Raw genomic sequence first — 25,804 nt, 5'->3', positions numbered from 1 at the left:
TGACCGCCCCGTCGGACCGACGTCAGACACCCCGGCCGTGACAACCCCTCCGGACCTTGTTTCCGCCCTCGACCGCCCACGCGTGTCATGCAGGGCACACGCTGCCGTCCGGCGGCAGTGCTGCGTCGGCGACGTAGCCGGCAACCGCGGACTGAGCACACGCCGAACCACCTACCGTGGGGTGACCCGCGCCCTGCCATGTCATCGACGCCGCCTGCGTACCCGTCGTCGCGATCATTCCGGAGACTGCGGCGAAACCGCCGTTGCCGACGACGGGATCCGCGGCGCCGCTGAGAAACAACACCGGAATCGGTAGTTCCGAGGGCAGCGGCGCTGCGGGTGCCGTCGGCCAGGATGCACACGTCAGTGAGGCCAGAGCAGCATCGGTGCCGAAGACGGGATACAGCTCGGACCACGATCCGGTGGCGTCACGCACCGCCTGGGGCGACGGCCACTGCTGTCCGTCGGTGCAGCGGGCGACGAACTGTCCGTCCGTGCCGTAGGCGTCGGCGGCTCGATCGGCCAACTCGGTCAGGGCTGCGGTGTCACCGGCACGTGCCGAGGACAGCGTGTTCGACAGTGTGAGCGCGCGCTGCGTCGGGTCGCCTGCCGACGATGCCAGGGCGTAGGCGATTCCGTCGAGCAGCGCGTGGGTGGACAGCGGCCTCAGCCCTCCCGATCGTGCACGCTGCACCAGGTCGGCAACGGCCGCTCGTGGATCGGGGCCGAGTGAACAGTCGAGCGCGATGCATCGCTCGGCGAAGGCGGTGAAGGCAGATTCGCGACCCTGCGTCTTCTGCTCGGCCACGGTCATCTGATCCGCGCCGAGTCCGGTGGGCGAGTCGAGTACGAGTCGGGAGAGGCGGTCGGGGTACTGCGCAGCGAACGCCAGTGCCGTCGGTGCACCGTTTCCGGTGCCGATGAGTCCGATGCTGTCGACGCCCCAGGTGAGCCGCAGTCGCTCCAGGTCGTCCGCTGCATACGACGTCGCGAAGGCCAGTTCCTGTGGTTGCAGGAGGTCGGTGCATTCGATGGTCGCGTCCCGGCCTGCGTCGACGGCTCGATCGACCGCGTCACTGCCCCCTCCGGCGAACTGCCCGAGGTCCGCAAGAGCTGCGCGGGCGTCGAACTTGGTGCAGTCCACCGCCGTGGATCGGCCGATACCGCGTCGGTCTACCGCGACCACGGGATTGGTCGCCAGAAGGGTCGCGCCTTGACCTGCTGCCATGTCGGCAAGCGTCTCGATCGACGCGCGGTCCGCCCCTGACGTCAGCACCATCGGGGGAGCGTCGGCAGGCGTCCGATCCAGACGGGCGCGCAGTGCACCGACGGAGAAGGACCCGAACATCTCACCCGACGCGTCGACGGGCGCTTCGAAATCCGCGCACTCGAGGATCAGGCCGGGAGTACGGGGTGCGTAGCCGTACCGGCCGAGGGTGTCCGACGTGCAGTCACGCCAGGACAGATCCGTCACCGGAACCTGCAGTGCAGGAGGCTCCGGCGCGGGGTCCGCCGATTCGGTGTCGGCGGGCTGTCCCGGTGAGTTCTGCTCGACCGCCACGTCGGGCCGACCGGACGGCCCGGCCCCGCACGCGGCCGCGAACAGCGACAGGCACACGACGAACACCAGCAACGATCGATTCTGCGTCACGCTGCGAGGCTATCTAGTTCCCGCACCAGGCGGTCGGCGACCCATCCGACCGGGCGGTCAGTGTTCGGTTCGGTGCTTGACCCACCTGGTCAGCAGCGTGCCGTCGTCGTCGGCGACGACATGCGCCCTCGTCATGCGCCGGACCGCGCCGGATGCGGAATGCGAGATCCTGCCGGCAGACCCCGCCACGAGAAGCGGCGACACCGTGAGGCAGACGTCGTCCACGGCGTCGTCGGCGATCAGCTGGCCGAACAGTCCCGGGCCGCCCTCGCACAGCACGCGGTGAAGACCGAGGCCGTCCAGCGCGCCGATCAGGTCGACGGTCGTCACGGTAGTCTCACCCGCCTCGACGATCCTGGCTCCGGCGTCGGACAACACCTTCTTGTTGTCGGCGGACGCGGTTGCCGTGGTCACGACGATCGGCGCGACGGTGGTGTCGGTGAACACTCGCGCGTCGGGGTCGAGTTCGGCGGAGGCCGTCACGACCACGACCGGGGGGAGTTCGTCCAACCCGCGGTCGACGCGCGCCTGGCGGGTCTCGTCGGGCAGAGAGACACCGCCGTAGTTCTCGGCGCGAACGGTTCCGGCGCCGACGAGGACCGCGTCGGTCAGGGACCGTAGGACGGCGAAGACTGCCTGGTCGGCGGGGGTCCCGAGACCGGCGGACACTCCGTCGGCCGTCACTGCTCCGTCGATGCTGGCCACGAAGTTCGCCCGAATCCACGGGCGCCTGGGTCGAGGGGGATAGGCGTACAGGCGCGACAGGTCGGCCTCGTCCAGCCGACCCTTCGCAACGCGTGACACATCGCTCTCGGATGTGAAGTAGGTCGCAATATCCAGTAGCTGCATAAGGTAGATAACACCACGTCGCTACGCTCGTTCAATGCCTGCACGTCTTGTCGATCGAAACCCCGTCGTTCCATCCGATCAGTTGATCGCTCAAATGGTTCCGCCGGCCATGTTCGACGACGTCAGCTTCTCGTCGTACATTCCCGATCCGAACGAGCCCAGCCAGGCCGAGGCGGTCGCGAAGGCCGAGGCGTTCGCGCAGAAGGTCACCAAGATCCGCGGGAAGGGTGGCAAGCGCGGCCTGTTCGGCAAGAAGACCCCGGCAACCGGTGCGGGTCTGTACCTGGACGGCGGGTTCGGCGTCGGCAAGACCCACCTGTTGGCGTCGATCTTCCACAGCGTGCCCGAGCCCAAGGCGTTCGGAACGTTCGTGGAGCTGACGCATGTGGTCGGGGCGCTCGGCTTCAACCAGGCACTCGATCAGCTGTCGAACCACAGTGTCCTGTGCATCGACGAGTTCGAACTCGACGACCCGGGTGACACCATGCTGGTGTCCCGTCTGCTGTCGGAGCTCTCCGCGCGTGGAGTGTCCATCGTCGCGACGTCGAACACTCTGCCCGGTCAGCTCGGCGAGGGCCGATTCGCTGCCGAGGACTTCATGCGCGAGATCAAGAAGCTCGGGTCGATCTTCGAGTCGATTCGTGTCGACGGTCCCGACTACCGGCACCGCGATCTTCCGCCTGCTCCCGATCCCACCTCGGAGTCCGAACTGGTCGAGCGCGCGAACCAGGTCGAGGGCGCAACCCTCGACGATTTCGACGAGCTGCTCGCTCATCTGAGCACGTTGCACCCGTCGCGGTACGGCAAGTTGCTCGACGGCGTCGAGGCGGTGTTCTGGAAGAACGTGCACCCCGCTGCCGATCAGGCGGTGGCACTCCGGCTTGTCGTGTTGGCCGACCGCCTGTACGACGCGAGCATCCCGGTGACAGCGTCCGGCGGAAAGCTCGACGAGATATTCACCGAAGAGATGTTGGCAGGCGGGTATCGCAAGAAGTACCTGCGTGCCACCTCGCGCTTGCTCGCGCTGTCTCGTTTCGCAGCCGTCGGCTGACGTCAGAGAACTCGTTCGAACACGAAATCGTCGTGCACCTCGGCGCCGACGGTGAACGTCTTGGTACCGACACGGTGGAACCCGTGCTTGGCGTAGTACCGCTGAGCTCGGGCGTTCTGCTGGTTCACGCCCAACCAGATTCCGGCGCAGCCGAACTCGATCGCCAGTTGCACTGTCGCCGCCATCAGTGCCGCCGAGACCTCACTCCCGTGATGACCCGGTAGGACGTACATCTTGGACAGTTCCATCGTCGGCGAAGTCGACAGGACCGCGGAGATCGACGGGTCGGCCGGCTCGCCGCGGATCAGCATGGCGTACCCGACGATCGAGTCGTTCTCGCGCGCAGCGAGAATCGTTCGATCCGGGTCGTCCAGGTAGTCGGCGAACCGTTCGTGCGAGAGCACCTCGCCGACGAAGGCCTCGATCGACTCCTTGGTCGACCCGGGTGGACACGCCAGAGGAAACGTCACAGCCGCGACGTCGGCAAGTTGTTCGGCCTCCCAGATTCCGGCTCGGCCCACGGTCACGGTCACAGTCGATCCACCGCCTCTTTGGCTTCACGCAGCGGCAGCCCGGTGCGGGACCGCAGAAGTTTGATCGCTGCGAGCGAGTTCCCCTCGTGTTTGAGCGTTCGAAGGGTCGGTTCGATGTCGGCCCACAGGACCGCCGTCGACGCGAGTGGCGCCGAGGATGCCGTCGATTCCGTGCGCGTGCCCGGTCGCTTTCGAGCCAGCAGCCACGCAGCCAGAACTGCCGCGTCGATCAGGACGAGGGCAACGACGAACCATCCCCAGGTGGGCATGAGACAAGTAGAACATTCGAGCAGTTTCGTGCCGCACGGGGACTCGCCGGTGGGCGAATGTCAGACGATCCCGAGCAAACGTGACGCGTGCTCGAACGATCGCTCTGCGACGCGGTGCTTGGCCGCGGACAGATCGTGGCCTGCACCGTCGATCTCGAGAAATTCCGTCGGGGCGGGAATCGTCGCGATAGCCTGCCTCAGCTCGTCGGGTGTGCCGAATGGATCCTTCGTGCCTGAGACGAACACGGTGGGAATGTGTATCCCAGGCAGGTGCGCAGTACGTGCCTTCTCGGGTTTTCCCGGCGGATGCAGGGGATAGGACAACAGCAGCGCACCGACGGCCGAGAGTCCCTCAGACACCGTCATCGATGCCTGGCGGCCTCCATAGGAGTGCCCTCCCACCACGAGAGGCGCCGCGGTGACGCTGCCGAGGTGATCGACTGCGCGCGCCACACTTTCCCGATCGGCCGCGGACTTCGACGGATGCGGGGGGCCGGACGGCTTCGCCTGACGGAACGCGAGATCGAACCGTAGAACGGTCACCCCGTGCGCGGACCACGCGGTGGCGACGTCGACGAGAAACTTGGCCGTGCAGTCACTACCGGCCCCGTGTGTCAGTGCGAGTGCAGCCACCTCGGGCCCGTCGGCGCGATGAAGATACCCACGCACTCCGTCGACACCGAGTACTTCGTACGTGTCGGTGGGCGCCTCAGGCATCCGGTGTCGAGTCCTCCTTCAGGCCGCCGTCGTCGTCGACCATGTCGGCGAATGCCGTCCCGGATACCATGCCGTCCGTTCCGGGCAGCGTGACTGTCGGCCGTGCTCCGGGTTCGTACTGGGCGTCGATCTCCGCCGCGTCGGACTTCGCCTTCTCCTCCGTGCTCGGGTCCGCGGTCGTTGCGACACCTTCGGCGCCGGTGTCTGCCTCGTTCGTACGGTCGGCCATCGGTGGCTTCCTTCCGGTCGGGGATGTCCCTCCAGAGTGCACGTGTATGACGTGAATCACCACCCCCGGCGCCACCGACTACGAAAAATGCCCCTCAGCTCGAGGCTGAAGGGCATTCTCGGATGGTGCGCGATACTGGGATTGAACCAGTGACCTCTTCCGTGTCAGGGAAGCGCTCTCCCGCTGAGCTAATCGCGCAAGCGAACATCGAAACAAACGAGCGGATGACGGGATTCGAACCCGCGACCCTCACCTTGGCAAGGTGATGCGCTACCACTGCGCCACATCCGCATGTGCATCACGCGCCGAATTTCGCACAATTCTGCGGGTGATGCGGTGAAACACCCGACATTTCGTCGGACGAAAAGAACCCCGGCACAAGACCGGGGTTCTTCGCGTGGTGCGCGATACTGGGATTGAACCAGTGACCTCTTCCGTGTCAGGGAAGCGCTCTCCCGCTGAGCTAATCGCGCAGGTACTTGCATCGAAGGCAGTTGCCTCCAACACGATGCGAGGTGGAGACGGGAATCGAACCCGTGTGCACGGCTTTGCAGGCCGTTGCCTCACCACTCGGCCACTCCACCATGGGCCAGGCGTTCTCTCGATTGCCCTTGATCCGAATCGACATCGAATCATGCCGGTTCGGCCCTGAGATTGTTCCAGCCTCGAGCGGATGACGGGATTCGAACCCGCGACCCTCACCTTGGCAAGGTGATGCGCTACCACTGCGCCACATCCGCATGCCCCGCGGAACCGTTACCGTCTCCGTGGTGCGGTGAAAACACTAGACCAACTTCTGGCGAACTCACAAATCGCCTCGTCAGTGCCACTGTCGGCTGCCCGAGTGGCGTCACGAGCGGGTCGGGTGCGAGCGTCGAAACAGGGGAAGGGTGTGCGCGGAACGCTCGACGAACAGGGCGATTCGGGGAACCTGCGAGACACATGTTAATGTTCTGCCTCGTTCGAGAGGCGTGCATCGCGATCGAACGAAGACGGTCCCGTGGCTCAGTGGAAGAGCGTCCGCTTCACACGCGGAAGGTCGCTGGTTCGATCCCAGCCGGGACCACAGAATTCGGTCACGGCGAAAGCCCCACGCGTCCAGCGTGGGGCTTTCGCCGTTTCACGCCGGTAACCTGATGCGGTGACTGCAGACGATCGCGCCGAAACAACCCACGACGACGGCGTATTCGACCGGGTGTCGGAACGGCGACGCCAGTTCCGCGCCAAGATCAGAGCCAATCCCACTCTCGATCTCGCGTACCGGATCACTGTCGGCGTGGTCGGCCTGATCGTCTTGGGGTTGGGAATCCTGGCGATTCCGTATCCGGGCCCCGGGTGGCTGATCGTCTTCGCGGGCCTCGGCATTCTCGCGTCGGAATTCACCTGGGCGCACCGACTCCTGAAGTTCGCGCGCAAGCACTACGACCGTTTCATGGAGTGGTTCTCGCACCAGTCCGTGTTCGTCAAAGGGCTCGGGGTTCTGCTCACGACGGCCTTCGTGCTGGTGACGCTGTGGTTGCTCGGCACGTTTTCGCTCGTCGGCGGATGGTTCGGTCTCGACTGGAGCTGGTTGTCCAGTCCACTGTGACGATCCGTCCACGATTCGACTGTGACGACGCGTCCGCGATGTGACGGCGAACGTGCACCCGACAGCCGATAGGCTGTCCTCGGTCTCACCGACCGCCAGTATCCACTTTTGCCGGGATCTTCCCTGCGAGGATCGACCAAGGAGTACATCGCCGTGACCACGCCCGTAACCGCCGTCTCGCCCGCCCGCATCATGGTGCCGGCCGGAACGACTGCCGGAACGGCACTTCGGGACACGGGCTTGCCCAACAAGGGACCTGACGCGATCGTCGTCGTGCGTGACGCCGACGGCAAACTTCGCGATCTGTCCTGGGCTCCCGACGGTGATGCCGAGGTCGAGCCGGTAGCCGCGAACACCGAGGACGGCCGCAGTGTCATCAGGCATTCCGCCGCGCACGTGCTGGCGCAGGCGGTCCAGGACCTGTTTCCCAGTGCGAAGCTGGGCATCGGCCCGTTCATCAAGGACGGCTTCTACTACGACTTCGATGTCGAGCAGCCGTTCACTCCTGAGGACCTGACCGCTCTCGAGAAGAAGATGAAGCAGATCGTGAAGGCCGGTCAGCGATTCTCGCGTCGCGTCTACGACTCGATCGAACAGGCCCGCGAGGAACTGGCGAACGAGCCCTACAAGCTGGAATTGGTCAACGACAAGTCCGGTATAGACGATCCCGAGATCATGGAGGTCGGTGGCGGCGAGCTGACCGCGTACGACAATCTGAATCCGCGGACGGGAGATCGAATCTGGGGCGACCTGTGCCGCGGCCCCCACATTCCGACCACCAAGTACATCCCCGCGTTCAAACTGACCCGCAGTTCCGCGGCCTACTGGCGCGGCAATCAGGACAACGCTGGACTGCAGCGCATCTACGGAACGGCGTGGGAATCGTCCGAAGCTCTCGAGCGCCACCTGGAGCTGCTGGCCGAGGCGGAGCGCCGCGACCACCGCAAGCTCGGGTCGGAGCTCGACCTCTTCAGCTTCCCGGACGAGCTGGGATCCGGGCTCCCGGTGTTCCACCCCAAGGGCGGAATCATCAGGAACGAGCTGGAGAACTACTCCCGGCAGCGGCACATCGAAGAGGGGTACGACTTCGTCAACACCCCGCACATCACCAAGGGGCATCTGTACGAGGTGTCCGGTCACCTGGACTGGTATCGCGACGGGATGTTCCCGGCCATGCATCTCGACGCCGAGCTCGACGAGAACGGTGCTGTGCGCAAACCCGGCCAGGACTACTACCTCAAGCCGATGAACTGCCCGATGCACAACCTGATCTTCCGGTCGCGGGGGCGCTCGTATCGGGAGCTTCCCCTGCGCTTGTTCGAGTTCGGGACCGTGTACCGCTACGAGAAGTCCGGAGTGATCCACGGACTCACCCGCGTTCGAGGACTGACCCAGGACGACGCCCACATCTTCTGTACCCGTGCGCAGATGCGCGACGAATTGACCACGACGCTCGAATTCGTGCTCGGTCTGCTGAAGGACTACGGCCTCGACGACTTCTATCTCGAGCTGTCCACCCGCAACCCGGACAAGTCGGTCGGCAGCGACGAAGCGTGGGAGGAAGCGACCAACACGCTCGCCGAGGTGGCAGCCGCTTCCGGTCTCGATCTGGTTCCCGATCCGGGTGGCGCGGCGTTCTACGGCCCGAAGATCTCGGTTCAGGCCAAGGATGCGCTGGGTAGGACATGGCAGATGTCCACCATCCAGCTCGATTTCAACCTGCCCGAACGCTTCGAGCTCGAGTACACCGCAACCGGGGGAAGCAAGGAACGCCCGGTGATGATTCACCGAGCATTGTTCGGCTCGATCGAGCGGTTCTTCGGTGTACTCACCGAGCACTACGCGGGTGCGTTCCCGGCGTGGCTGTCCCCAGTTCAGGTCGTCGGTATCCCGGTGGCAGAGGTGCATCAGGATCATCTGTTCGCCGTGGTGGCCGAACTGAAGAAGCGCGGAATCCGGGCCGAGGTCGATGCGTCGGACGACCGTATGCAGAAGAAGATCTTCAACCAGACCGCACAGAAGGTGCCGTTCATGCTCCTCGCCGGCGAACGTGACGTCGAAGCCGGAGCAGTCAGCTTCCGGTTCCGCGACGGCACTCAGGTCAACGGAGTCTCTACCGACCGTGCTGTCGAGTTGATCGCGGACTGGATCAGCTCACGCAACAATGCATCTCCCACCGCAACCCTCGTCGCCGAGACCTCAGGAGTGAGCTGACCATGCCCGACAAGGACGCGGCGATCGTTGACACCGGCTTCGGTGACCCCGACCGACTCCAACGTCTGTGGACGCCGCACCGCATGTCGTACATCACCGAAGCTCCCGGTGCGACGAGCAAGTCGAGCGAGCCGTTCTCGGACATCCCGAAGATGACCGACGAGGACGGTCTCGTGGTCGCGCGAGGCGAGCAGGTGTACGCGGTGCTCAATCTGTACCCGTACAACCCGGGCCACACGATGGTCGTTCCGTATCGACGCGTCGCTGCGTTGGAGGACCTGACGCCTGCCGAGAGCGCCGAGCTCATGTCCTTCACTCAGCACGTCATCAAAACGATCAAACGCGTGTCGAACCCGCACGGTTTCAACGTCGGCCTCAACCTGGGTGCGGCGGCCGGGGGATCGCTTGCGGAACATCTGCACCAGCACATCGTTCCCCGATGGGGCGGCGACGCAAATTTCATCACGGTCGTCGGCGGAGCGAAGGTCATGCCGCAGCTGCTGCGTGACACGCGCGCGCTGTTGGCGTCGGCCTGGGCCGAATGAACACACGTCGAAAGGGGGGTTCGCGGTGCTGAGCATTCTGGGTAGGACTCCGATGTCCAAGGTGACGGCACCGCTCGGGCGAGCGCTCAACGCCACCGGGCTGACTCCCAATTCGGTTACGCTGATCGGCACCGTCGTGACAGTGGCTGCGGCAGTGACGATGTTCCCGGCCGGGTACCTCTTCTGGGGCACGATGGTGATCACGCTGTTCGTGCTGTTCGACATGCTCGACGGTGCGATGGCGCGCGCACGCGGGGGAGGAACGAAGTACGGCGCGGTACTCGACGCGACGTGTGACCGTGTCGCGGACGGCGCGATTTTCGCCGGCCTGGCCTGGTGGGCGGTCTACAGCGAGCAAGACAAGCTTCTGCTGATCGCCACGCTCGTGTGCCTGGTGACATCGCAGGTCATCTCCTATGCGAAGGCGCGAGCGGAAGCGAGTGGTCTGTCGGCCGACGGTGGATGGATCGAACGGCCCGACCGCTTGGTCATCGTTCTCGTCGGCGCCGGACTGACGGGGATCGGTCGTCACTACGACGTCCCCTGGCTCGACAGCCTCATCTATCCGGCGATGTGGGTTCTCGCAGTGCTCAGTGCGGTCACCGTGTTTCAACGGGTACTCGCCGTGCGCCGCTCCGAGGGCGCCCGCGACATCATCAGCAAGGAATCCTCGCCCACGCCCGACGGCGACACGAAGACCGATACGCCGTGACGCTCGGCGAGCGCGTCGGCGACGCAGGGTACGCCGCGGGCTGGCGGCTCGTGCGATCGCTCCCGGCCGGACTGGCGACCAAGCTGTTCGACGCGGGAGCGGATGTTGCGGCTCGGCGAGGTGGCGGCCCGGTCCAATTACGTCGAAACCTGGCGCGCGTGCTGGGAACGACAGCGGATCAGGTGCCCGACGAACTTATCCGAGCGTCGCTGCGCTCGTACGCCCGATACTGGCGAGAGGCGTTCCGACTTCCGTCGATGGACCTGGACGCGTTGGCGGCCTCGCTCGATTCCAGTATTCACGGCCAGGAGCACCTGAACGCCGCGCTCAACGACGGTCGAGGTGCCGTTCTCGCGCTACCGCACAGCGGGAACTGGGACATGGCAGGAGTATGGCTGGCTCGAACCCACGGCACCTTCGCGACCGTCGCGGAACGGTTGAAACCCGAGTCGCTCTACCAGCGGTTCGTCGCCTACCGGGAGAGCCTCGGTTTCGAGATCTTCCCGCTCAGCGGAGGAGAGGTGCCACCGTTCGCAGCCCTGTCCGACCGTCTGCGGCAGAACAAGGTCGTCTGCCTGCTGAGCGAACGCGATCTGGCGAGGCACGGTGTGCCCGTCACGTTCTTCGGAGAACCGACACGAATGGCAGCGGGACCTGCCCGCCTCGCAATCGACACAGGTGCGCACTTGCTGCCGGTCCACTGCTACTTCGACGGAGATGCCTGGGGCTTCTCCATCTCACCGCGCATCGACGTGGGCGAGGGAGTCGAGACCGCCACCCAGAAGCTCGCCGACCGCTTCGCGGACAACATCGCGACGTACCCCGCTGACTGGCACATGCTCCAACCTCTGTGGATGGACGACCTGTCCGATTCCAGGCGAGCACGGATCGAGGGCACGTGAAGATCGGGATGGTCTGTCCGTACTCCTTCGACGTGCCGGGTGGCGTTCAGGCACACGTGCAGCAACTCGCCGAGGTGTTCATCGAACGCGGTCACCGAGTGAGCGTCCTCGCACCGGCGTCCGAGGACACCGAACTACCCGACTTCGTCGTCTCCGCCGGTGAAGCCCTTGCCATTCCGTACAACGGTTCGGTGGCGCGGCTTCGATTCGGGCCGGTCACGTACTCTCGTATCCGAAAATGGATCGCCGAGAACGACTTCGACGTCCTGCACATCCACGAGCCGAATGCCCCGAGCCTGTCGATGCTGGCACTCAAGGCCGCCGACGGCCCGATAGTTGCAACGTTCCACACCTCCACCACGAAGTCGTTGGTGCTCAGTACCTTTCAAGGTGTTCTGCGGCCGTACCACGAAAAGATCAGCGGACGGATCGCGGTATCCGAACTCGCTCGCAGGTGGCAGGTCGAAGCGCTCGGCAGCGACGCCGTCGAAATCCCCAACGGCGTCGACGTCCCCGCGTTTCGCCGCGCACCGCTGCTTCCCGGATACCCCCGAGCCGGAGGTACAGTACTGTTCCTGGGCCGCTTCGACGAACCCCGCAAGGGGATGGCGGTCCTGATGCGCGCACTCCCGACACTGGTCGAGCGGCACCCCGACGTGGAAGTGCTCGTCGTGGGACGCGGAGACGAGGACAGACTACGAAAAGAAGCGGGCGCGGCGGCGTCGCACATCCGGTTTCTCGGGCAGGTCGACGACGAGGAGAAGGCGTCGGCGATGCGGAGCGCCGACGTGTACTGCGCCCCGAACCTCGGCGGCGAGAGCTTCGGGATCGTGCTCGTCGAGGCGATGGCGTCGGGGACCGCGGTCGTGGCCAGCGAGCTCGACGCGTTCCGGCGGGTTCTTCGCGACGGTACCGCCGGTCTGCTGGTGCCGATCGACGACGATGTCGCGTTGGCAGACGCTGTCGACTCGGTGCTGTCCTCGGACGACATCAGGGACAGAGTCGTGCAGGCGGCGACTCGTGCTGTCGCCGAATACGATTGGCCCGTCGTGGCGGAGCAGATCATGCGGGTGTACGAGACGGTGACAGTCGGGGGTCAGAAAGTGCGAGCGGCGAGCTGATGACACTGTCCGCGTTGACGATTCTGATCGTCGGCCTCGTCGCGGTCTTGGTCCTCGTGGTCGGGCTGTGGGCGTATGCGACGGCCAATCGGCTCGATCGGCTGCACGTACGATCCGACCTGTCGTGGCAGTCACTCGATTCCGCCCTGGCGCGTCGTGCGGTGGTGGCCAGAGCCGTGGCGTCGGCGACCAGAGCACAGTTGGAGCACAGCCGGCGACTGGCGGCACTCGCCGACGCCGCCGAACGGGCCGACCGCGCACATCGGGAGGCGGCCGAGAACGCGGTGTCGGTGGCGTTGGCCACGCTCGACCCCGACGATCTGCCCCCGCAGCTGGTGGCCGAGCTAGCCGACGCCGAGGCGCGGGTCTTGATCGCACGTAGGTTCCACAACGACGCGGTGCGAGACACGTTGGCGCTGCGCACGACTGCGGCTGTTCGTGCGCTGCACCTGGGCGGAACCGCGCCTCTGCCGACATACTTCGAAATCGCCGAGCGGTCTGCTGCCGATACCTTCGGGTCCGAGGGTCGAGCGGTGCAGCGCACGTCGGCGAGAGTCGTTCTCGTCGACGAACGGGGACGGGTACTGCTGCTGCGTGGCCACGACCCGACGGTTCCCGACGTCTACTTCTGGTTCACCATCGGCGGCGCGGTCGAGCCCGGCGAGAATCTTCGGGAGGCCGCGGTTCGCGAGGTACGGGAGGAGACCGGACTGGGTGTCGCATCGACCGAGCTGAAGGGGCCGATGTGGCGGCGTGTCGCGACGTTCCCGTTCAACGGAGTGCTCCTGCGGTCCGAGGAGCTGTTCTTCGCGCTGAGGACTCAGGAGTTCGAGCCCGAACATTCGGGATTCACCGACTTCGAACGGCGAACGGTGACGGGCCACAAGTGGTGCACCGAGGACGACATCAGGTCACTCGCGGCGACCGGTGAAACGGTGTATCCGCAGGATCTCGCCGAACTGCTCGACGAGGTCAACATCGTGCTCGCGCGCAGAACGGAACCGGACGTACGCGCCATCCGCTGAGGCCGTCGGACACAGCAGGACGAAACGCTCCGACAGGGGTCCAGCAATTCTCCACTGGCTATGGGAACGAAAGCCAGTTCGGTCTACTGTCGGGCACGCCTCGACCGAGGCCGTCCCGTGTTCCCACAGCTGCAGGAGAGTCCTTTGAGTACGCCCATCGTTCCGGCATCAGACGTCGAAGACAACGGCCGGGGGACAGCACGCGTCAAGCGCGGCATGGCCGAAATGCTCAAGGGCGGCGTCATCATGGACGTGGTGACCGCCGATCAGGCCAAGATCGCCGAGGATGCAGGCGCCGTGGCGGTCATGGCACTCGAACGCGTTCCCGCGGACATCCGCGCGCAGGGTGGTGTGTCGCGGATGAGCGATCCGGACATGATCGACAGCATCATCGCCGCCGTGTCCATTCCCGTCATGGCGAAGGCAAGGATCGGGCACTTCGTCGAAGCGCAGATCCTGCAGAGTCTCGGCGTCGACTACGTCGACGAATCGGAGGTGCTGACCCCGGCGGACTACGCGAACCACATCGACAAGTGGAACTTCACGGTCCCGTTCGTCTGTGGCGCGACCAACCTCGGCGAAGCGCTGCGTCGAATCACCGAAGGCGCGGCGATGATCCGGTCCAAGGGCGAGGCCGGAACAGGCGACGTGTCCAACGCGACCACGCACATGCGCAAGATCCGCGACGAGATTCGCCGGTTGACGTCGTTGCCCGAGGATGAGCTGTATGTCGCCGCGAAGGAGCTTCAGGCGCCCTACGACCTCGTTGTCGAAGTTGCTCGTGCCGGCAAGCTGCCCGTGACACTGTTCACGGCCGGCGGCATCGCGACTCCGGCGGACGCTGCGATGATGATGCAGCTCGGCGCCGAGGGCGTCTTCGTCGGATCCGGAATCTTCAAGTCCGGCAACCCCAAGGAGCGCGCCGAGGCGATCGTCAAGGCAACGACCTTCCACGACGATCCCGACGTCCTCGCCAAGGTCTCGCGTGGGCTGGGTGAGGCCATGGTGGGAATCAACGTCGACGATCTTCCGGTTGCTCACCGTTTGGCCGAACGCGGCTGGTGACGTCTCAGGCCTGGAGTATCGCGGGCCGGTTCGGGTGATCCCAGCGGACCACCACGTCCGCGGTCGGTGCACCGGCGTAGAACTCGAGCAGCGGCGCAACAGTCCACGCGTCGGCCTCCGGGGTCCGACGCCGCATGGTGGCTTCGCTGATCTTCAGGTGCACCGTCACCGCGACATCGGGAATCCGGCCGAGGGTCATCGGACCGGCGATCAGCAGAACATGATCGGGAGCCGCGTCGACGAGGCTCGCTCTCGCGGACCGATCGGCCGACTCGTCCCAGAGCCGAGGGAGGAATGTCCCTCGGCCTCCGGCGCGCATCGGTGCGACGATCTCCCGCTCCACTGCAGCGAAGTCGAACCAGGCTGTGCGGTAGGTCGATTCGTCGGTCCGAGAGTACTCGAACCTCAGTGAGGCAGGCCGCACGTAATCGTGGAGATCGATTACGTCACAATGCCGTCCGGACGCGCCGACGAGGTCACGGACCGACAGGGCGAATTCGACCGGACGAGCGGCGTCCACGCCGTCGATGACACCGATTGCGCGGCAGCCGTTCGGAATTCGGTCGGCCACTGCCTGGGCGAGTAGTTCCGGAAAAATCGGCACAGGCGTCGGCAGGTCGCGGTTCGGCACCGGTTCATCTTGCCTGTCTCCGCGCTTGTTAGCCTTCACCAGCAGCGACGAGAGGTGAACAATGGCCAGTATCGAGGACATTCTCGAATTGGAACGTATCGAGAACGACATCTTCCGTGGTCGAACCTTCCCGAGCATGTTGCAGCGGACGTTCGGCGGGCAGGTCGCCGGGCAGGCTCTGGTGTCGGCCGTGAACACGGTCGGCGAGGACTACCGCGTGCACTCGTTGCACGGCTACTTCATCCGCCCCGGCAAGCCCACGGAGCCGACCGTCTACATGGTCGATCGAATCCGTGACGGCAGGTCCTTCTGTACCCGCCGCGTCACCGGAATTCAGGACGGCAAGGCGATCTTCACCATGTCCGCGTCGTTCCATGTCGACGACGACGGCATCTCGCACCAGGACACCATGCCCCGCGTCGTAGATCCGGAGACCCTGCCGGACCCGCGCACACTCCCGGAGTTCGACAATTCGTTCTACGAGGAGTGGAAGGAATGGGATATCCGCAGAGTCCCGGACGAGCAGACCGAGAAATACGCGAGCCTCGCTGCCCAGCAGCGGGTGTGGTTCCGTTACCGCGACCGTCTGCCGGACAACCAGGTGTTCCACGTATGCGCGCTCGCGTACATGTCCGACATGACCCTGATCGGTTCGGCGAAAGTTCCGCACCCGGGGGTGGCGACTCAGACGGCGTCACTCGATCACGCGTTGTGGTTCCTGCGCCCGTTTCGTGCCGACGAGTGGCTTCTCTACGACCAGACGTCGCCGTCCGCCGACTTCGGGCGGGCTCTGGCCCAGGGTCGAATCTTCGACCGGCAGGGGCGCATGGTCGCTGCCGTCGTGCAGGAGGGCTTGATGCGCTTCGAGCGTGACCAGTCGAAATCGGCTACTGATTCGTTCAAGCCCAGGTGAGCGGGCCCAGGATCGGCGTCCTCGCGTTGCAGGGTGATGTCCGAGAACACCTCGCTGCTCTGAGTGCCAGCGGCGCCGATGCAGTCGCGGTTCGGCGGCCGGCGGAACTGGGTGCCGTCGACGGACTCGTCGTTCCTGGCGGTGAATCGACGACGATGAGCAGGCTTCTGACGGTCTTCGAACTGCTCGAACCGCTGCGTGCCCGGCTGCGTGACGGGCTGCCCGCATACGGATCGTGTGCGGGCATGATCATGTTGGCGAGCGAAGTTCTCGATACCAGAGAGGACGCCCAGCATCTGGATGCCCTCGACATCACCGTGCGGCGCAATGCCTTCGGTCGTCAGGTCGACTCCTTCGAAACCGATCTCGAGTTCGCCGGACTCGAGGGTGACCTCATGCGGGCCGTGTTCATCCGAGCGCCGTGGGTGGAACGCGTCGGCGACGGTGTCGAGGTCCTCGCCACGGTTCCCGACGGCCCTGCGGCGGGGCGCGTCGTCGCAGTGCGTCAGGGCCGGGTCATGGCAACCAGCTTTCATCCCGAGGTCACCGGGGACCGCCGCGTGCACGGCCTCTTCGTCGACCTCGTGCGCGAGCTCTGAGCCGCGACGTCGGCAGGTCCATCGACGTGTACGGAATCGGTGCGGCTGAAGCACGCGTAAACTACGAACACTTGTTGTAAGTACGAAAGGGGCTCCATCGCATGAGCGGCCACTCCAAATGGGCCACCACCAAGCACAAGAAGGCGGTGATCGACGCCAAGCGTGGCAAGTCGTTCGCCAAACTCATCAAGAACATCGAGGTGGCGGCCCGCACCGGTGGTGGCGATCCCACGGGTAATCCAACGCTGTTCGACGCTATTCAGAAGGCGAAGAAGACGTCGGTTCCCAACGACAACATCGAGCGTGCGCGCAAGCGTGGCGCGGGCGAAGAAGCCGGCGGCGCAGACTGGCAGACCATCATGTACGAGGGCTACGGACCCAACGGTGTGGCGGTGCTCATCGAGTGCCTCACCGACAACCGTAACCGCGCTGCGGGTGAGGTCCGAGTGGCGATGACCCGCAACGGCGGCAACATGGCGGACCCAGGATCGGTGTCGTACCTGTTCTCGCGCAAGGGTCTGGTGACGTTGGAGAAGAACGGTCAGTCCGAGGACGACGTTCTGATGGCGGTTCTCGACGCCGGAGCCGAGGAAGTCACCGACAACGGTGACACCTTCGAGATCGTCAGTGAGCCAACCGATCTTGTCGCGGTCCGGACGGCGCTGCAGGAGGCCGGGATCGACTACGACTCGGCCGAGGCCAGCTTCCAGGCGTCGGTCAGCGTTCCCGTCGACGTCGACGGCGCACGCAAGGTGTTCAAGTTGATCGACGCGCTCGAGGACAGCGACGACGTTCAGAACGTCTACTCCAACGTCGAACTGTCCGACGAGGTTCTCGCGCAACTCGACGAGGACTGACCCGTCGGAGGCCGGTCGGGTGTCGCACACGCCCGCTCGGCCTGCCCTCCGCTACGCTATCGAACAACAGTTCGTAAGCGGAAGGTGAACACGTGCGAGTGATGGGCGTCGACCCAGGCTTGACCCGGTGCGGGTTGAGTTTGATCGAGGGCGGTTCGGGGCGCAGTGTCATCGCATTGGACGTCGATGTCGTGCGTACTCCGGCGGACATGGATCTGGCGCAGCGGTTGCTCCGAATCTCCGAGGCCGCGGAGTACTGGCTCGATACTCACAAGCCTGACGTCGTCGCCGTCGAGCGCGTGTTCGCGCAACACAACGTGCGCACCGCGATGGGCACGGCGCAAGCCGGGGGAGTGATCGCGCTTGCCGCAGCCCGCCGAGGTATCGACGTCTGCTTCCACACTCCCAGCGAGGTGAAAGCCGCGGTCACCGGCAACGGTAGTGCGGACAAAGCGCAGGTCACAGCCATGGTCATGCGGATTCTCGGACTGCAGACCGCCCCTACTCCCGCCGACGCGGCCGATGCTCTCGCTCTGGGTATCTGTCACTGCTGGCGCGCGCCGATGATCGCGAGGATGGCGAAGGCCGAGGCGATGGCCAAGGAACAGCGGCGCAAGTACGAGGTACGGCTGGCCGAGGAGCGTAGAGCACGGGCAGCCGCGGCGAAGAAGAGCGCCCGAGCCGTAGCGGCTCGGGCTGTCGGAGAGGCGGGCGTCGGATGATCGCATCCATCCGCGGGGAAGTACTGGACATCGCGCTCGACCACGCAGTCCTCGAAGCGTCCGGGGTCGGCTATCGAGTCAACGCGACACCCTCGACACTTGCGTCGTTGACTCGGGGAGCCGAGTCGAGACTGCTGACGACCATGATCGTCCGCGAGGACTCGATGACCCTCTACGGGTTCTCGGACACCGAGTCACGGGACCTGTTCGTACTGTTGCTGACGGTGTCCGGTGTCGGGCCTCGTATCGCGATGGCCACCCTCGCCGTGCTCGATCCGGCGGCATTGCGGACCGCGTTGGCGGACGGCAACGTCACCGCGTTGACGCGTGTACCCGGAATCGGAAAACGCGGTGCCGAGCGGATGGTCGTCGAACTGCGGGACAAGGTCGACGCCATCGTCGGTGGAGGGGGAGCGTCCGCGACGCCGACCGCAGGCGCGAGCGGCGGCGCAGTGCACGACCAAATCGTCGAAGCCCTCACCGGACTCGGGTTCGCGGTCAAACAAGCCGAGGACGCGACAACATCTGTGCTGGCCGCTCAGCCCGATGCGTCGACGTCGGCTGCTCTACGCTCCGCGCTCGCGTACCTGGGTAAGACGAGATGACCGACGACGCCGACCTCGAGGAGTCGCAGGTGACTGCCGAGGTCACCGCGGACGACGTCGACGTCGAGACCAGTCTGCGTCCGAAATCGCTGACGGACTTCATCGGTCAGCCGCGAGTGCGCGAGCAACTCCAACTCGTCCTGACCGGTGCGAAGCTTCGTGGCGGCACACCCGATCACATCCTGATGTCGGGCCCACCCGGACTCGGCAAGACATCGATGGCGATGATCATCGCCCAGGAACTGGGTACGTCGCTGCGGCTGACGTCGGGGCCTGCGCTCGAACGGGCAGGTGATCTCGCCGCCATGCTCAGCAACCTCGTCGAGGGCGACGTTCTGTTCATCGACGAGATCCACCGCATCGCGCGCCCGGCGGAGGAAATGCTGTACCTCGCCATGGAGGACTTTCGAGTCGACGTTGTGGTGGGCAAGGGGCCGGGCGCAACCTCGATTCCACTCGAAGTCGCGCCGTTCACACTGGTCGGAGCCACCACCCGATCGGGCGCTCTGACCGGACCGCTGCGGGATCGCTTCGGTTTCGTCGCGCACATGGATTTCTACGAACCCGAGGAACTTCAGCGGATACTCGTGCGCTCGGCAGGCATCCTCGGCGTACCGATCGACGCGGCAGGATGCGCCGAGATCGCCGGACGCTCGCGCGGCACCCCTCGTATCGCCAACCGTCTGCTTCGCCGTGTGCGTGACTACGCCGAGGTGCGCGGGGACGGCACCGTGACCAAACAGACGGCGCAGGAAGCACTCGTCGTGTACGACGTCGACCAGTTGGGTCTCGACAGGCTGGACCGTGCAGTTCTCAGCGCACTGATCAGGAGTTTCGGCGGCGGGCCCGTCGGGGTGTCGACACTCGCAGTCGCCGTCGGCGAGGAACCGTCGACGGTCGAAGAGGTCTGCGAACCGTTCCTGGTCCGCGCGGGCATGGTCGCACGGACTCCCCGGGGACGGGTCGCGACCGCCGCAGCGTGGCAGCATCTCGGTCTCGTACCGCCGCCGGACCTCGCCATCGGCGGCATTTCCGTCCGGACGAACGAAGCTCAGCAGGGATTATTCGAATAATTGCGCGGCAAAGCTCAGGAGCCGGACAAGTCGGCGGTGAGGTAATGGCACACTGGACCCGACGCACGGCACTTCGACGGTGAGCGACGAACTCTCTGTCGGACGCCGACACGACAAGAACAACGACACCTCTTAGGACTGACGTAGAAGATGGAACTGCTATTTCCGCTGCTGATCGTGGCGCTGCTCGTACCGATGTTCCTCAACGTGCGCAAGCAGAAGAAGGTCCTCGCCGACACCCAGGCTCTGCAGGACTCGCTGAAGGTCGGTGACGAGGTCGTGACGACCGCAGGCCTCTACGCCCGCGTCGCATTGGTGGAAGAAGACACCGTCGACCTCGAGATCGCCGACGGCATCATCACCACTTGGTCGCGGGCAGTCGTCCGTGAGGTTCTCCCACCGGAGACCGACGACGAGTTCGACAATCATCCAGGCGACGCGATCACCGCACCCGACGACCTGTCCGGTGTGGAGGGCGCAGGTCCGTCGCTCGACAAGACCGTCTCGTCGCAGCCCTCCGCCGACGAAACCGTGGAACAGAGCACGCGTCGCCTCGACAAGGAGTGACTTCGCGATGATCGCAGCCGCTGTCGGACACGGTCCGGCAGCGGTTTCGCGTGCGAGGGTCCAGGCGTCCGGTATGCCCTGAACCTCCCGCGAGTTACTTTTCGTCACTCACCCTCAAACGCCAAGAGGAGAATCACACACCGTGGCACCTTCAAGCGGATCGGTGCATCCATCCCGCTATCTCGCCGTGTTCGGCGTCCTGATGGCCGTTGTGTACGCCTTGGTCTTCTTCACCGGAGACAAGTCGCCCGAGCCGAAGCTCGGTATCGATCTCGAAGGCGGCACCCGTGTCACGCTGACGGCGCGAACACCGGACGGCAGCGCGCCGAGCCGTGAGAGCCTGATCCAGGCACAGCAGATCATCACCACTCGCGTCGACGGTCTCGGTGTCGCGGGCTCGGAGGTGCTCATCGACGGCGAGAACCTCGTGATCACTGTTCCCGGTGACGACAGCTCGCAGGCACGCACTCTGGGCCAGACCGCGCGGTTGTTCATTCGCCCGGTGATTCAAGCTGCACAGCCCGCGGCGGGCGCTCCCGCGGGGGGAACCGAGCAGGCCCCGGCAGGCGGAACACCGGCCGAGACACCTGCTGCCGACACTCCTGCGCCGTCCGGAGATGCGGTGCCTCAGGGTCGCCCGTTCCCGGCACAGGATCCCAGCGCGGTCGATCCGACACCCGCGCCCACTCCCGCGGCGCCGGCGGCCGACCCCGCAGGTGATCCTGCTGCTGAGGACCCGGCTGCGGACGAGCCCGCGGGCACCGAAGCCGAGCAGGCTGCGGACCAGATCGCCGAAGCGAAGGCGCTTCGTCAGAGCGAGGACCCTCAGGTCCAGCAGGCTGCGCTCGCGACGATCGACTGCAACGCTCCCGACCCGTTGCAGGGCAACGACGACCCGGCCTTGCCGTTGGTCGCATGTTCCACCGACGGTGCCGCCGTGTACGTCCTCGGGCCGAGCATCATCGACGGCCAGCAGATCTCCGATGCGACCTCCGGATTCAACTCCCAGCAGTCACGTCACGAGGTCAGCCTGAGCTTCGATTCCGAAGGCAGCAACACGTGGGCGCAGTTCACCGGAGCCAACATCGGCAGCCAGGCTGCGTTCACACTCGACTCCAAGGTCGTCAGCGCACCGGTGATCCAGGGCGCGACGCCCGCCGGTAGCGCGACGTCCATCACCGGGCAGTTCACCGCCCAAGGTGCGTCGGATCTCGCGAACACCTTGAAGTACGGATCGCTTCCGTTGTCCTTCGCATCGTCGGAAGCAGAAACGGTGTCCGCGACGCTGGGGCTGGCTTCGCTCGAAGCGGGTCTGCTTGCCGGAGCGATCGGCCTCGCTCTCGTGCTGGTCTACTGCCTCGTCTACTACCGTGCGCTCGGATTCCTCACCGCGTTGTCGCTCGTGCTCGCGGGTGCGATGGTCTACGGGATTCTCGTTCTGCTCGGCCGATGGATCAACTTCACCCTCGATCTCGCCGGGATCGCCGGTCTGATCATCGGCATCGGCATGACGGCCGACTCGTTCGTCGTGTTCTTCGAGCGCATCAAGGACGAAATCCGGGAGGGCAGAAGCTTCCGATCCGCCGTTCCACGAGGCTGGACGCGTGCCCGCAAGACAATTCTGTCCGGTAATGCCGTGAGTTTCATCGCCGCAGCGGTGCTCTACGCACTGGCCGTGGGGCAGGTGCAGGGCTTCGCGTTCACGCTCGGCCTCACCACGATCCTCGACGTCATGGTGGTAGTCCTGGTCACCTGGCCATTGGTGTACCTGGCGTCGAAGTCCAAGTTCTGGTCCAAGCCCGGTGTGAACGGGCTCGGCGCCGTCGCGCAGATCGCGCAGGAACGCAAGCGTGCCGCCGCACGTGCCATGGCAAGCAAGTCCGCATCCGATGCTGCGACGAAGGGGGCCTGAGATGTCCGATTCATCAGAGAACACCGAGGGCACCGGCTCGGTCCTGCTGCAGGACTCCGGCGTCGATCAGAGCGCGCAACCCACGCGTAGCTGGCTCTCGCGGCTGTACACCGGAACGGGCGCGTTCGAGGTCGTCGGTAGGCGCCGGTTCTACTACATCCTCACCGCAGCGATCGTTTTGGTGTGCCTGCTCAGCATGGTCTTCCGTGGGTTCACCCTCGGGATCGACTTCGAGGGCGGCACCAAGATTCAAGTACCCGCCGACGGCGGTGTCACCTCCGAGCAGGTGGAGACGGTGTTCACCGACACTCTCGGCTTCGGTCCGGAAGCGGTGCAGACCGTCGGCTCCGGAGCGGCTGCCACGGTGCAGGTGCGTTCCGAGGCACTCGACGCAGGACAGGTCGACCAGGTACGTCTTGCACTGTTCGACGCCTTCCAGCCGGTGGACAGCACAGGAACGGCGAGCCCCAACGCCATCAGTTTCTCCGACGTCAGCGAGACGTGGGGCGGGCAGATCACGCAGAAGGCACTGATCGCGCTCGTCGTGTTCCTGGTCATCGTCAGTATCTACATCGCGATCCGATACGAGAGGGACATGGCGATAGCTGCACTCGCTGCCTTGTTCTTCGACCTGCTGGTCACCGCCGGTGTGTACTCGCTCGTCGGGTTCGAGGTCACGCCCGCGACGGTCATCGGCCTGCTCACCATCCTCGGGTTCTCGCTGTACGACTCCGTCGTGGTCTTCGACAAGGTCGAGGAGAACACGCGCGGAATCCTGCACCTGGGCCGCAAGACCTACGCCGAGCAGGCCAACCTGGCCGTCAACCAGACCCTGATGCGGTCGATCAACACCACCGTCATCGGCGTTCTGCCGGTGTTGGCGCTGATGATCGTCGCCGTCTGGCTGCTCGGTGTCGGCACTCTCAAAGACCTCGCGCTCGTGCAGCTCGTCGGCATGATCGTCGGCGCGTACTCGTCGATCTTCTTCGCGACGCCGTTGCTGGTGTCCATCAAGGAGAAGTGGGGTCCCGTCGCGGCCCACACCAAGAAGGTGTTGGGCAAGCGTGCCGAAGCTGCGAAGCGCGTAGGGTCGGACACCCCGGTCGTGGCAGGGTCGGGCACTGTCCCCGACGCGCCGGTGACCCCTCGGGTGGGCTCGCGGCCTACCGGAAAGCGTGCCAAGAAGAGGCGTTGATGAACGTGCGAGTCCAGAGGTCGCGGACGACGGCAGCCGTGGCGGTCGTCGCCGTCGCGGCAGGCGCTCTCGTCGCGTGCTCGACGGCAGAGGACCAGGTTCCGTCCATCGGATACGCTGTCGATACGGTGTTGACCACGTACAACGCCAATACGGTCGACGGCGCAGCGTCGGCGGCCCGGCAGGCTTTTCCTCGGGTCCAGACCGGCTTCGGCTACGTCGGACCCGAAGGCGAAGCGCTGGCCGACAACGACGTCGGAGGGATGTCGGTCGTACCGGGCGACGTCCTCACGGTGTCGTACACGATCGCGCCACAGGCCACCTATTCCGACGGTGTTCCGATGACCTGCGACGACCTGGTTCTGACCTGGGCGGCGAACAGCGGACGCTTCGTGGCGGGGGAGAACGACCTGCCCCTGTTCGATGCTGCGTCGAGCGCGGGATACCGAGACATCGAACGAGTCGACTGCGTCCCGGGAAGCAAGGACGCCACGGTCGTCTACCGCGCGGGTCGCAACTACGACGGCTGGCGGTCCTTGTTCGGCGCCACCGACCTACTGCCCTCCCACGTTGCAGCTCGCGTCGCCGGGGTCCCCAACGTCGTCGACCCGATCCTGTCCGGCGACCTCGCGGCCGTCGGGAGGATCGCCGAGTTCTGGAACACGGGATGGAACCTCGTCCCTGGACAGATCGACACGTCCCTGCTGCCATCGAACGGGCCGTACCGCGTCGACTCGTACACCCAGGAAGACGGTCTGGTACTCGTCGCCAACGAGTCGTGGTGGGGAGTCCCGCCCGAGACCGAACGCATCGTCGTGTGGCCGAAGGGAACCGACGTCGCCGCACGCGCAACCGAAGGTGACCTCGAGGTCGTCGATCACGGTGCAGGCGGCGACATCCCGTCGGACGGCTTCGAGCGCACCGACTTTCCGTCCCACGGCGTGGAGCAACTGACGTTCGCGACCAGCGGTTCGCTCGCGTCGTCCGCAGCGCGCCGCGCACTTGCCGCCTGTGTGCCGCGGGAGCAACTGTTCGAGGGCGTCGGCCACCCGGGATACGACGAGTCCGCAGGCATCGGCTCGGCCGTCGTCGATTCCCGGCTCGTCCGTCCGAGCGCGCTGCTCTACGGACCGGTAGCCGCCACCGCGGACGGCCGCTACCGGCAAGCGGACGTCGCGGCGTCGACGACCGAGCGAAACAACGCCGATCTGGACAGCCTCGCCGTTCGAATCGGCTACCTCGCTCCCGATCCGCGCCGCGCACAGATCGTCGCCGACATTGCGGCCGCATGCGCGCCGGCCGGAATCACCGTCACCGATGCAGGGTCTCCGGACTTCTCGCCGAGTGCACTACGCACCGGGGCGGTCGACGCCGTTCTCGGAGCTACTGCGTCTGCCTCGGGACCGTCGGGAGCGGTGTCCGAGGAAGCGGCGCGTTACAGCGTGCACAGTGGGAACGGCAGCAACGTCGGTGGATACACCAACGGCAGAATCGATGCGATCGTCGACGAGCTGGCCACAGCGCCGTCGGCTGGGACCGTGCTTTCTCTCGCGACCGAGGGGGAGCGGATCCTCTGGAACGAGATGCCCTCGCTTCCACTGTTCAACCAGCCGCGAACACTGGCCGTGGCGGACGGCATGACCAACGTCGTCGCGAATCCGACGGTGGCGGGTGCGGGGTGGAACATGGATCGTTGGATACTGCACAGGTGAACAGAGTTTCGGAAGAGAGAGCGTCGATCGCGTCGGACCACATCGACCGGCTCACCCGTTGGGCCGATGATTTCCCGGTCGACGGGGTGAGGTTCGCCGATCTGACGCCGGTGTTCGCAGATCCGGACGGTCTGAAGGCCGTGGTTGCGGCACTGGCCGAAGCCGGTTCGGGGGCTGACCTCGTTGCAGGAATCGACGCGCGCGGCTTCTTGCTGGGCGCGGGTGTGGCGTTGGAACTCGGCACCGGCATTCTCGCGGTCCGCAAGGCAGGCAAGCTCCCGCCACCCGTGGTGGCGCAGAGCTACGAATTGGAGTACGGGTCGGCGGAACTCGAAATCCCGGCCGACGTCGACATCTCGGGCCGGAAGGTCCTGATCGTCGACGACGTTCTCGCCACCGGTGGCACCATCGCGGCCACCGCGGAGTTGTTGCGAGCGTGCGGTGCCGAGATCGTCGGTGCCGCGGTCGCGCTCGAGATCGCGGTCCTCGCGGGTCGAGGCAAGTGCGAGGGCTACCCGCTTGTCTGCCTTCGGCAGGTCTGAGGACT

Annotated in this window: 27 protein-coding genes and 6 tRNA genes; 21 read left to right on the top strand and 12 right to left on the bottom strand. The window is 65.4% G+C overall.

The genetic code is table 11. The features are described from left to right. Nucleotides 1–85 precede the first annotated feature (85 nt). Both CH293_RS24315 and CH293_RS24310 read right to left on the bottom strand, forming a co-directional pair. The gene (locus CH293_RS24315; RefSeq protein WP_094721713.1) at nt 86–1,651 is read right to left on the bottom strand and encodes an alpha/beta hydrolase; all 1,566 of its coding nucleotides are present in this window, start codon (nt 1,649–1,651) and stop codon (nt 86–88) included. 57 nt (nt 1,652–1,708) lie between these two features. Further along, entirely contained in the window at nt 1,709–2,500 is a 792-nt protein-coding gene (locus CH293_RS24310) for a pyrimidine reductase family protein (RefSeq protein WP_094721712.1), read from the bottom strand. Between the two features lie 34 nt (nt 2,501–2,534). On the opposite strand from CH293_RS24310, the gene zapE reads away from it, so the two are divergent. Further along, nucleotides 2,535–3,551: a cell division protein ZapE gene (gene zapE / locus CH293_RS24305; RefSeq protein WP_037113075.1), complete on the top strand. Its 1,017-nt coding sequence runs from the start codon at nt 2,535–2,537 to the stop codon at nt 3,549–3,551. Nucleotides 3,552–3,553: 2 nt separating this feature from the next. On the opposite strand, the gene CH293_RS24300 is transcribed toward zapE, so the two are convergent. The 9 genes from CH293_RS24300 to CH293_RS24260 form a co-directional block, all read right to left on the bottom strand. Then, entirely contained in the window at nt 3,554–4,084 is a 531-nt protein-coding gene (locus CH293_RS24300; RefSeq protein WP_037113077.1) for a GNAT family N-acetyltransferase, read from the bottom strand. Further along, nucleotides 4,081–4,353: a hypothetical protein gene (locus CH293_RS24295; protein ID WP_037113079.1), complete on the bottom strand. Its 273-nt coding sequence runs from the start codon at nt 4,351–4,353 to the stop codon at nt 4,081–4,083. Before CH293_RS24295 ends, CH293_RS24300 begins: the two co-directional genes overlap by 4 nt. A gap of 60 nt (nt 4,354–4,413) precedes the next feature. Then, a complete protein-coding gene (locus tag CH293_RS24290; RefSeq protein ID WP_094721711.1) occupies nt 4,414–5,070 on the bottom strand; it encodes an alpha/beta family hydrolase in 657 nt (218 codons plus the stop codon). Continuing rightward, a complete protein-coding gene (locus tag CH293_RS24285) occupies nt 5,063–5,299 on the bottom strand; it encodes a hypothetical protein (RefSeq protein ID WP_037113082.1) in 237 nt (78 codons plus the stop codon). The genes CH293_RS24290 and CH293_RS24285 overlap by 8 nt, the downstream gene beginning before the upstream one ends. Nucleotides 5,300–5,422: 123 nt before the next feature. Beyond that, nucleotides 5,423–5,497: transfer RNA gene (locus CH293_RS24280), tRNA-Val, on the bottom strand. A 21-nt stretch (nt 5,498–5,518) separates the two neighbouring features. Further along, nucleotides 5,519–5,590 (bottom strand) — tRNA-Gly (locus CH293_RS24275). A gap of 107 nt (nt 5,591–5,697) precedes the next feature. Then, nucleotides 5,698–5,772: transfer RNA gene (locus CH293_RS24270), tRNA-Val, on the bottom strand. A gap of 40 nt (nt 5,773–5,812) precedes the next feature. Further along, nucleotides 5,813–5,883 (bottom strand) — tRNA-Cys (locus CH293_RS24265). Nucleotides 5,884–5,967: 84 nt separating this feature from the next. Beyond that, nucleotides 5,968–6,039, bottom strand: a tRNA-Gly gene (locus CH293_RS24260). A gap of 254 nt (nt 6,040–6,293) precedes the next feature. Here CH293_RS24260 and CH293_RS24255 point away from each other — a divergent pair. From CH293_RS24255 to pdxS, 9 genes are all read left to right on the top strand, one after another. Further along, a tRNA-Val gene (locus CH293_RS24255) sits at nt 6,294–6,365 on the top strand. 129 nt (nt 6,366–6,494) lie between these two features. Continuing rightward, nucleotides 6,495–6,887: a TIGR02611 family protein gene (locus CH293_RS24250; protein ID WP_176460110.1), complete on the top strand. Its 393-nt coding sequence runs from the start codon at nt 6,495–6,497 to the stop codon at nt 6,885–6,887. A gap of 153 nt (nt 6,888–7,040) precedes the next feature. Then, entirely contained in the window at nt 7,041–9,101 is a 2,061-nt protein-coding gene (gene thrS / locus CH293_RS24245) for a threonine--tRNA ligase (RefSeq protein ID WP_037113085.1), read from the top strand. Between the two features lie 2 nt (nt 9,102–9,103). Next, the gene (locus CH293_RS24240; RefSeq protein WP_037113086.1) at nt 9,104–9,646 is read left to right on the top strand and encodes an HIT domain-containing protein; all 543 of its coding nucleotides are present in this window, start codon (nt 9,104–9,106) and stop codon (nt 9,644–9,646) included. Nucleotides 9,647–9,671: 25 nt separating this feature from the next. Beyond that, on the top strand, nt 9,672–10,358 hold the full coding sequence (gene pgsA / locus CH293_RS24235) for a phosphatidylinositol phosphate synthase (RefSeq protein WP_094721709.1): 687 nt from the start codon (nt 9,672–9,674) through the stop codon (nt 10,356–10,358). Beyond that, nucleotides 10,355–11,260, top strand: a complete 906-nt coding sequence (locus CH293_RS24230) for a phosphatidylinositol mannoside acyltransferase (RefSeq protein WP_094721708.1) — start codon at nt 10,355–10,357, stop codon at nt 11,258–11,260. The genes pgsA and CH293_RS24230 overlap by 4 nt, the downstream gene beginning before the upstream one ends. Next, nucleotides 11,257–12,381, top strand: a complete 1,125-nt coding sequence (locus CH293_RS24225; protein ID WP_094721707.1) for a glycosyltransferase family 4 protein — start codon at nt 11,257–11,259, stop codon at nt 12,379–12,381. The genes CH293_RS24230 and CH293_RS24225 overlap by 4 nt, the downstream gene beginning before the upstream one ends. Beyond that, on the top strand, nt 12,381–13,406 hold the full coding sequence (locus CH293_RS24220) for an NUDIX hydrolase (protein WP_094721706.1): 1,026 nt from the start codon (nt 12,381–12,383) through the stop codon (nt 13,404–13,406). Before CH293_RS24225 ends, CH293_RS24220 begins: the two co-directional genes overlap by 1 nt. Nucleotides 13,407–13,523: 117 nt before the next feature. Continuing rightward, the gene (gene pdxS / locus CH293_RS24215; protein ID WP_052059556.1) at nt 13,524–14,471 is read left to right on the top strand and encodes a pyridoxal 5'-phosphate synthase lyase subunit PdxS; all 948 of its coding nucleotides are present in this window, start codon (nt 13,524–13,526) and stop codon (nt 14,469–14,471) included. 4 nt (nt 14,472–14,475) lie between these two features. Here pdxS and CH293_RS24210 read toward each other — a convergent pair whose 3' ends face one another. Next, nucleotides 14,476–15,042: a hypothetical protein gene (locus CH293_RS24210; RefSeq protein ID WP_094721744.1), complete on the bottom strand. Its 567-nt coding sequence runs from the start codon at nt 15,040–15,042 to the stop codon at nt 14,476–14,478. A gap of 121 nt (nt 15,043–15,163) precedes the next feature. Between CH293_RS24210 and CH293_RS24205 the strand changes: the two genes are divergently transcribed. From CH293_RS24205 to CH293_RS24155, 11 genes are all read left to right on the top strand, one after another. Beyond that, nucleotides 15,164–16,015, top strand: a complete 852-nt coding sequence (locus CH293_RS24205; protein ID WP_094721705.1) for an acyl-CoA thioesterase II — start codon at nt 15,164–15,166, stop codon at nt 16,013–16,015. Continuing rightward, a complete protein-coding gene (pdxT, locus tag CH293_RS24200; protein WP_037113095.1) occupies nt 16,012–16,614 on the top strand; it encodes a pyridoxal 5'-phosphate synthase glutaminase subunit PdxT in 603 nt (200 codons plus the stop codon). Before CH293_RS24205 ends, pdxT begins: the two co-directional genes overlap by 4 nt. A 101-nt stretch (nt 16,615–16,715) precedes the next feature. Further along, nucleotides 16,716–17,471, top strand: coding sequence for a YebC/PmpR family DNA-binding transcriptional regulator (locus tag CH293_RS24195; RefSeq protein ID WP_019663995.1), 756 nt, complete (start codon nt 16,716–16,718; stop codon nt 17,469–17,471). Nucleotides 17,472–17,563: 92 nt separating this feature from the next. Then, nucleotides 17,564–18,193 (top strand): crossover junction endodeoxyribonuclease RuvC, encoded by a 630-nt coding sequence (gene ruvC / locus CH293_RS24190; RefSeq protein WP_037113096.1) that lies wholly within the window; start codon nt 17,564–17,566, stop codon nt 18,191–18,193. After that, nucleotides 18,190–18,798: a Holliday junction branch migration protein RuvA gene (gene ruvA / locus CH293_RS24185; protein WP_037113097.1), complete on the top strand. Its 609-nt coding sequence runs from the start codon at nt 18,190–18,192 to the stop codon at nt 18,796–18,798. The genes ruvC and ruvA overlap by 4 nt, the downstream gene beginning before the upstream one ends. Further along, nucleotides 18,795–19,871 (top strand): Holliday junction branch migration DNA helicase RuvB, encoded by a 1,077-nt coding sequence (gene ruvB / locus CH293_RS24180; protein ID WP_037113098.1) that lies wholly within the window; start codon nt 18,795–18,797, stop codon nt 19,869–19,871. The genes ruvA and ruvB overlap by 4 nt, the downstream gene beginning before the upstream one ends. A 150-nt stretch (nt 19,872–20,021) precedes the next feature. After that, nucleotides 20,022–20,438, top strand: a complete 417-nt coding sequence (gene yajC, locus CH293_RS24175; RefSeq protein ID WP_037113099.1) for a preprotein translocase subunit YajC — start codon at nt 20,022–20,024, stop codon at nt 20,436–20,438. 142 nt (nt 20,439–20,580) lie between these two features. Beyond that, nucleotides 20,581–22,350 (top strand): protein translocase subunit SecD, encoded by a 1,770-nt coding sequence (gene secD / locus CH293_RS24170; RefSeq protein WP_170945341.1) that lies wholly within the window; start codon nt 20,581–20,583, stop codon nt 22,348–22,350. Between the two features lies 1 nt (nt 22,351). Further along, entirely contained in the window at nt 22,352–23,545 is a 1,194-nt protein-coding gene (gene secF / locus CH293_RS24165; RefSeq protein ID WP_037113102.1) for a protein translocase subunit SecF, read from the top strand. Then, on the top strand, nt 23,545–25,257 hold the full coding sequence (locus tag CH293_RS24160; protein WP_094721704.1) for an ABC transporter substrate-binding protein: 1,713 nt from the start codon (nt 23,545–23,547) through the stop codon (nt 25,255–25,257). Before secF ends, CH293_RS24160 begins: the two co-directional genes overlap by 1 nt. Further along, a complete protein-coding gene (locus tag CH293_RS24155) occupies nt 25,254–25,799 on the top strand; it encodes an adenine phosphoribosyltransferase (RefSeq protein ID WP_037113106.1) in 546 nt (181 codons plus the stop codon). The genes CH293_RS24160 and CH293_RS24155 overlap by 4 nt, the downstream gene beginning before the upstream one ends. The last annotated feature ends 5 nt before the right edge of the window (nt 25,800–25,804 follow it).

Origin of the sequence: Rhodococcus sp. 14-2470-1b, from assembly GCF_002259415.1 — a bacterium.
In the GTDB taxonomy this organism is placed as follows: domain Bacteria; phylum Actinomycetota; class Actinomycetes; order Mycobacteriales; family Mycobacteriaceae; genus Rhodococcoides.
Note: the sequence above shows the minus strand (reverse complement) of the source record. Positions and strands in the feature narration are given on the sequence as shown.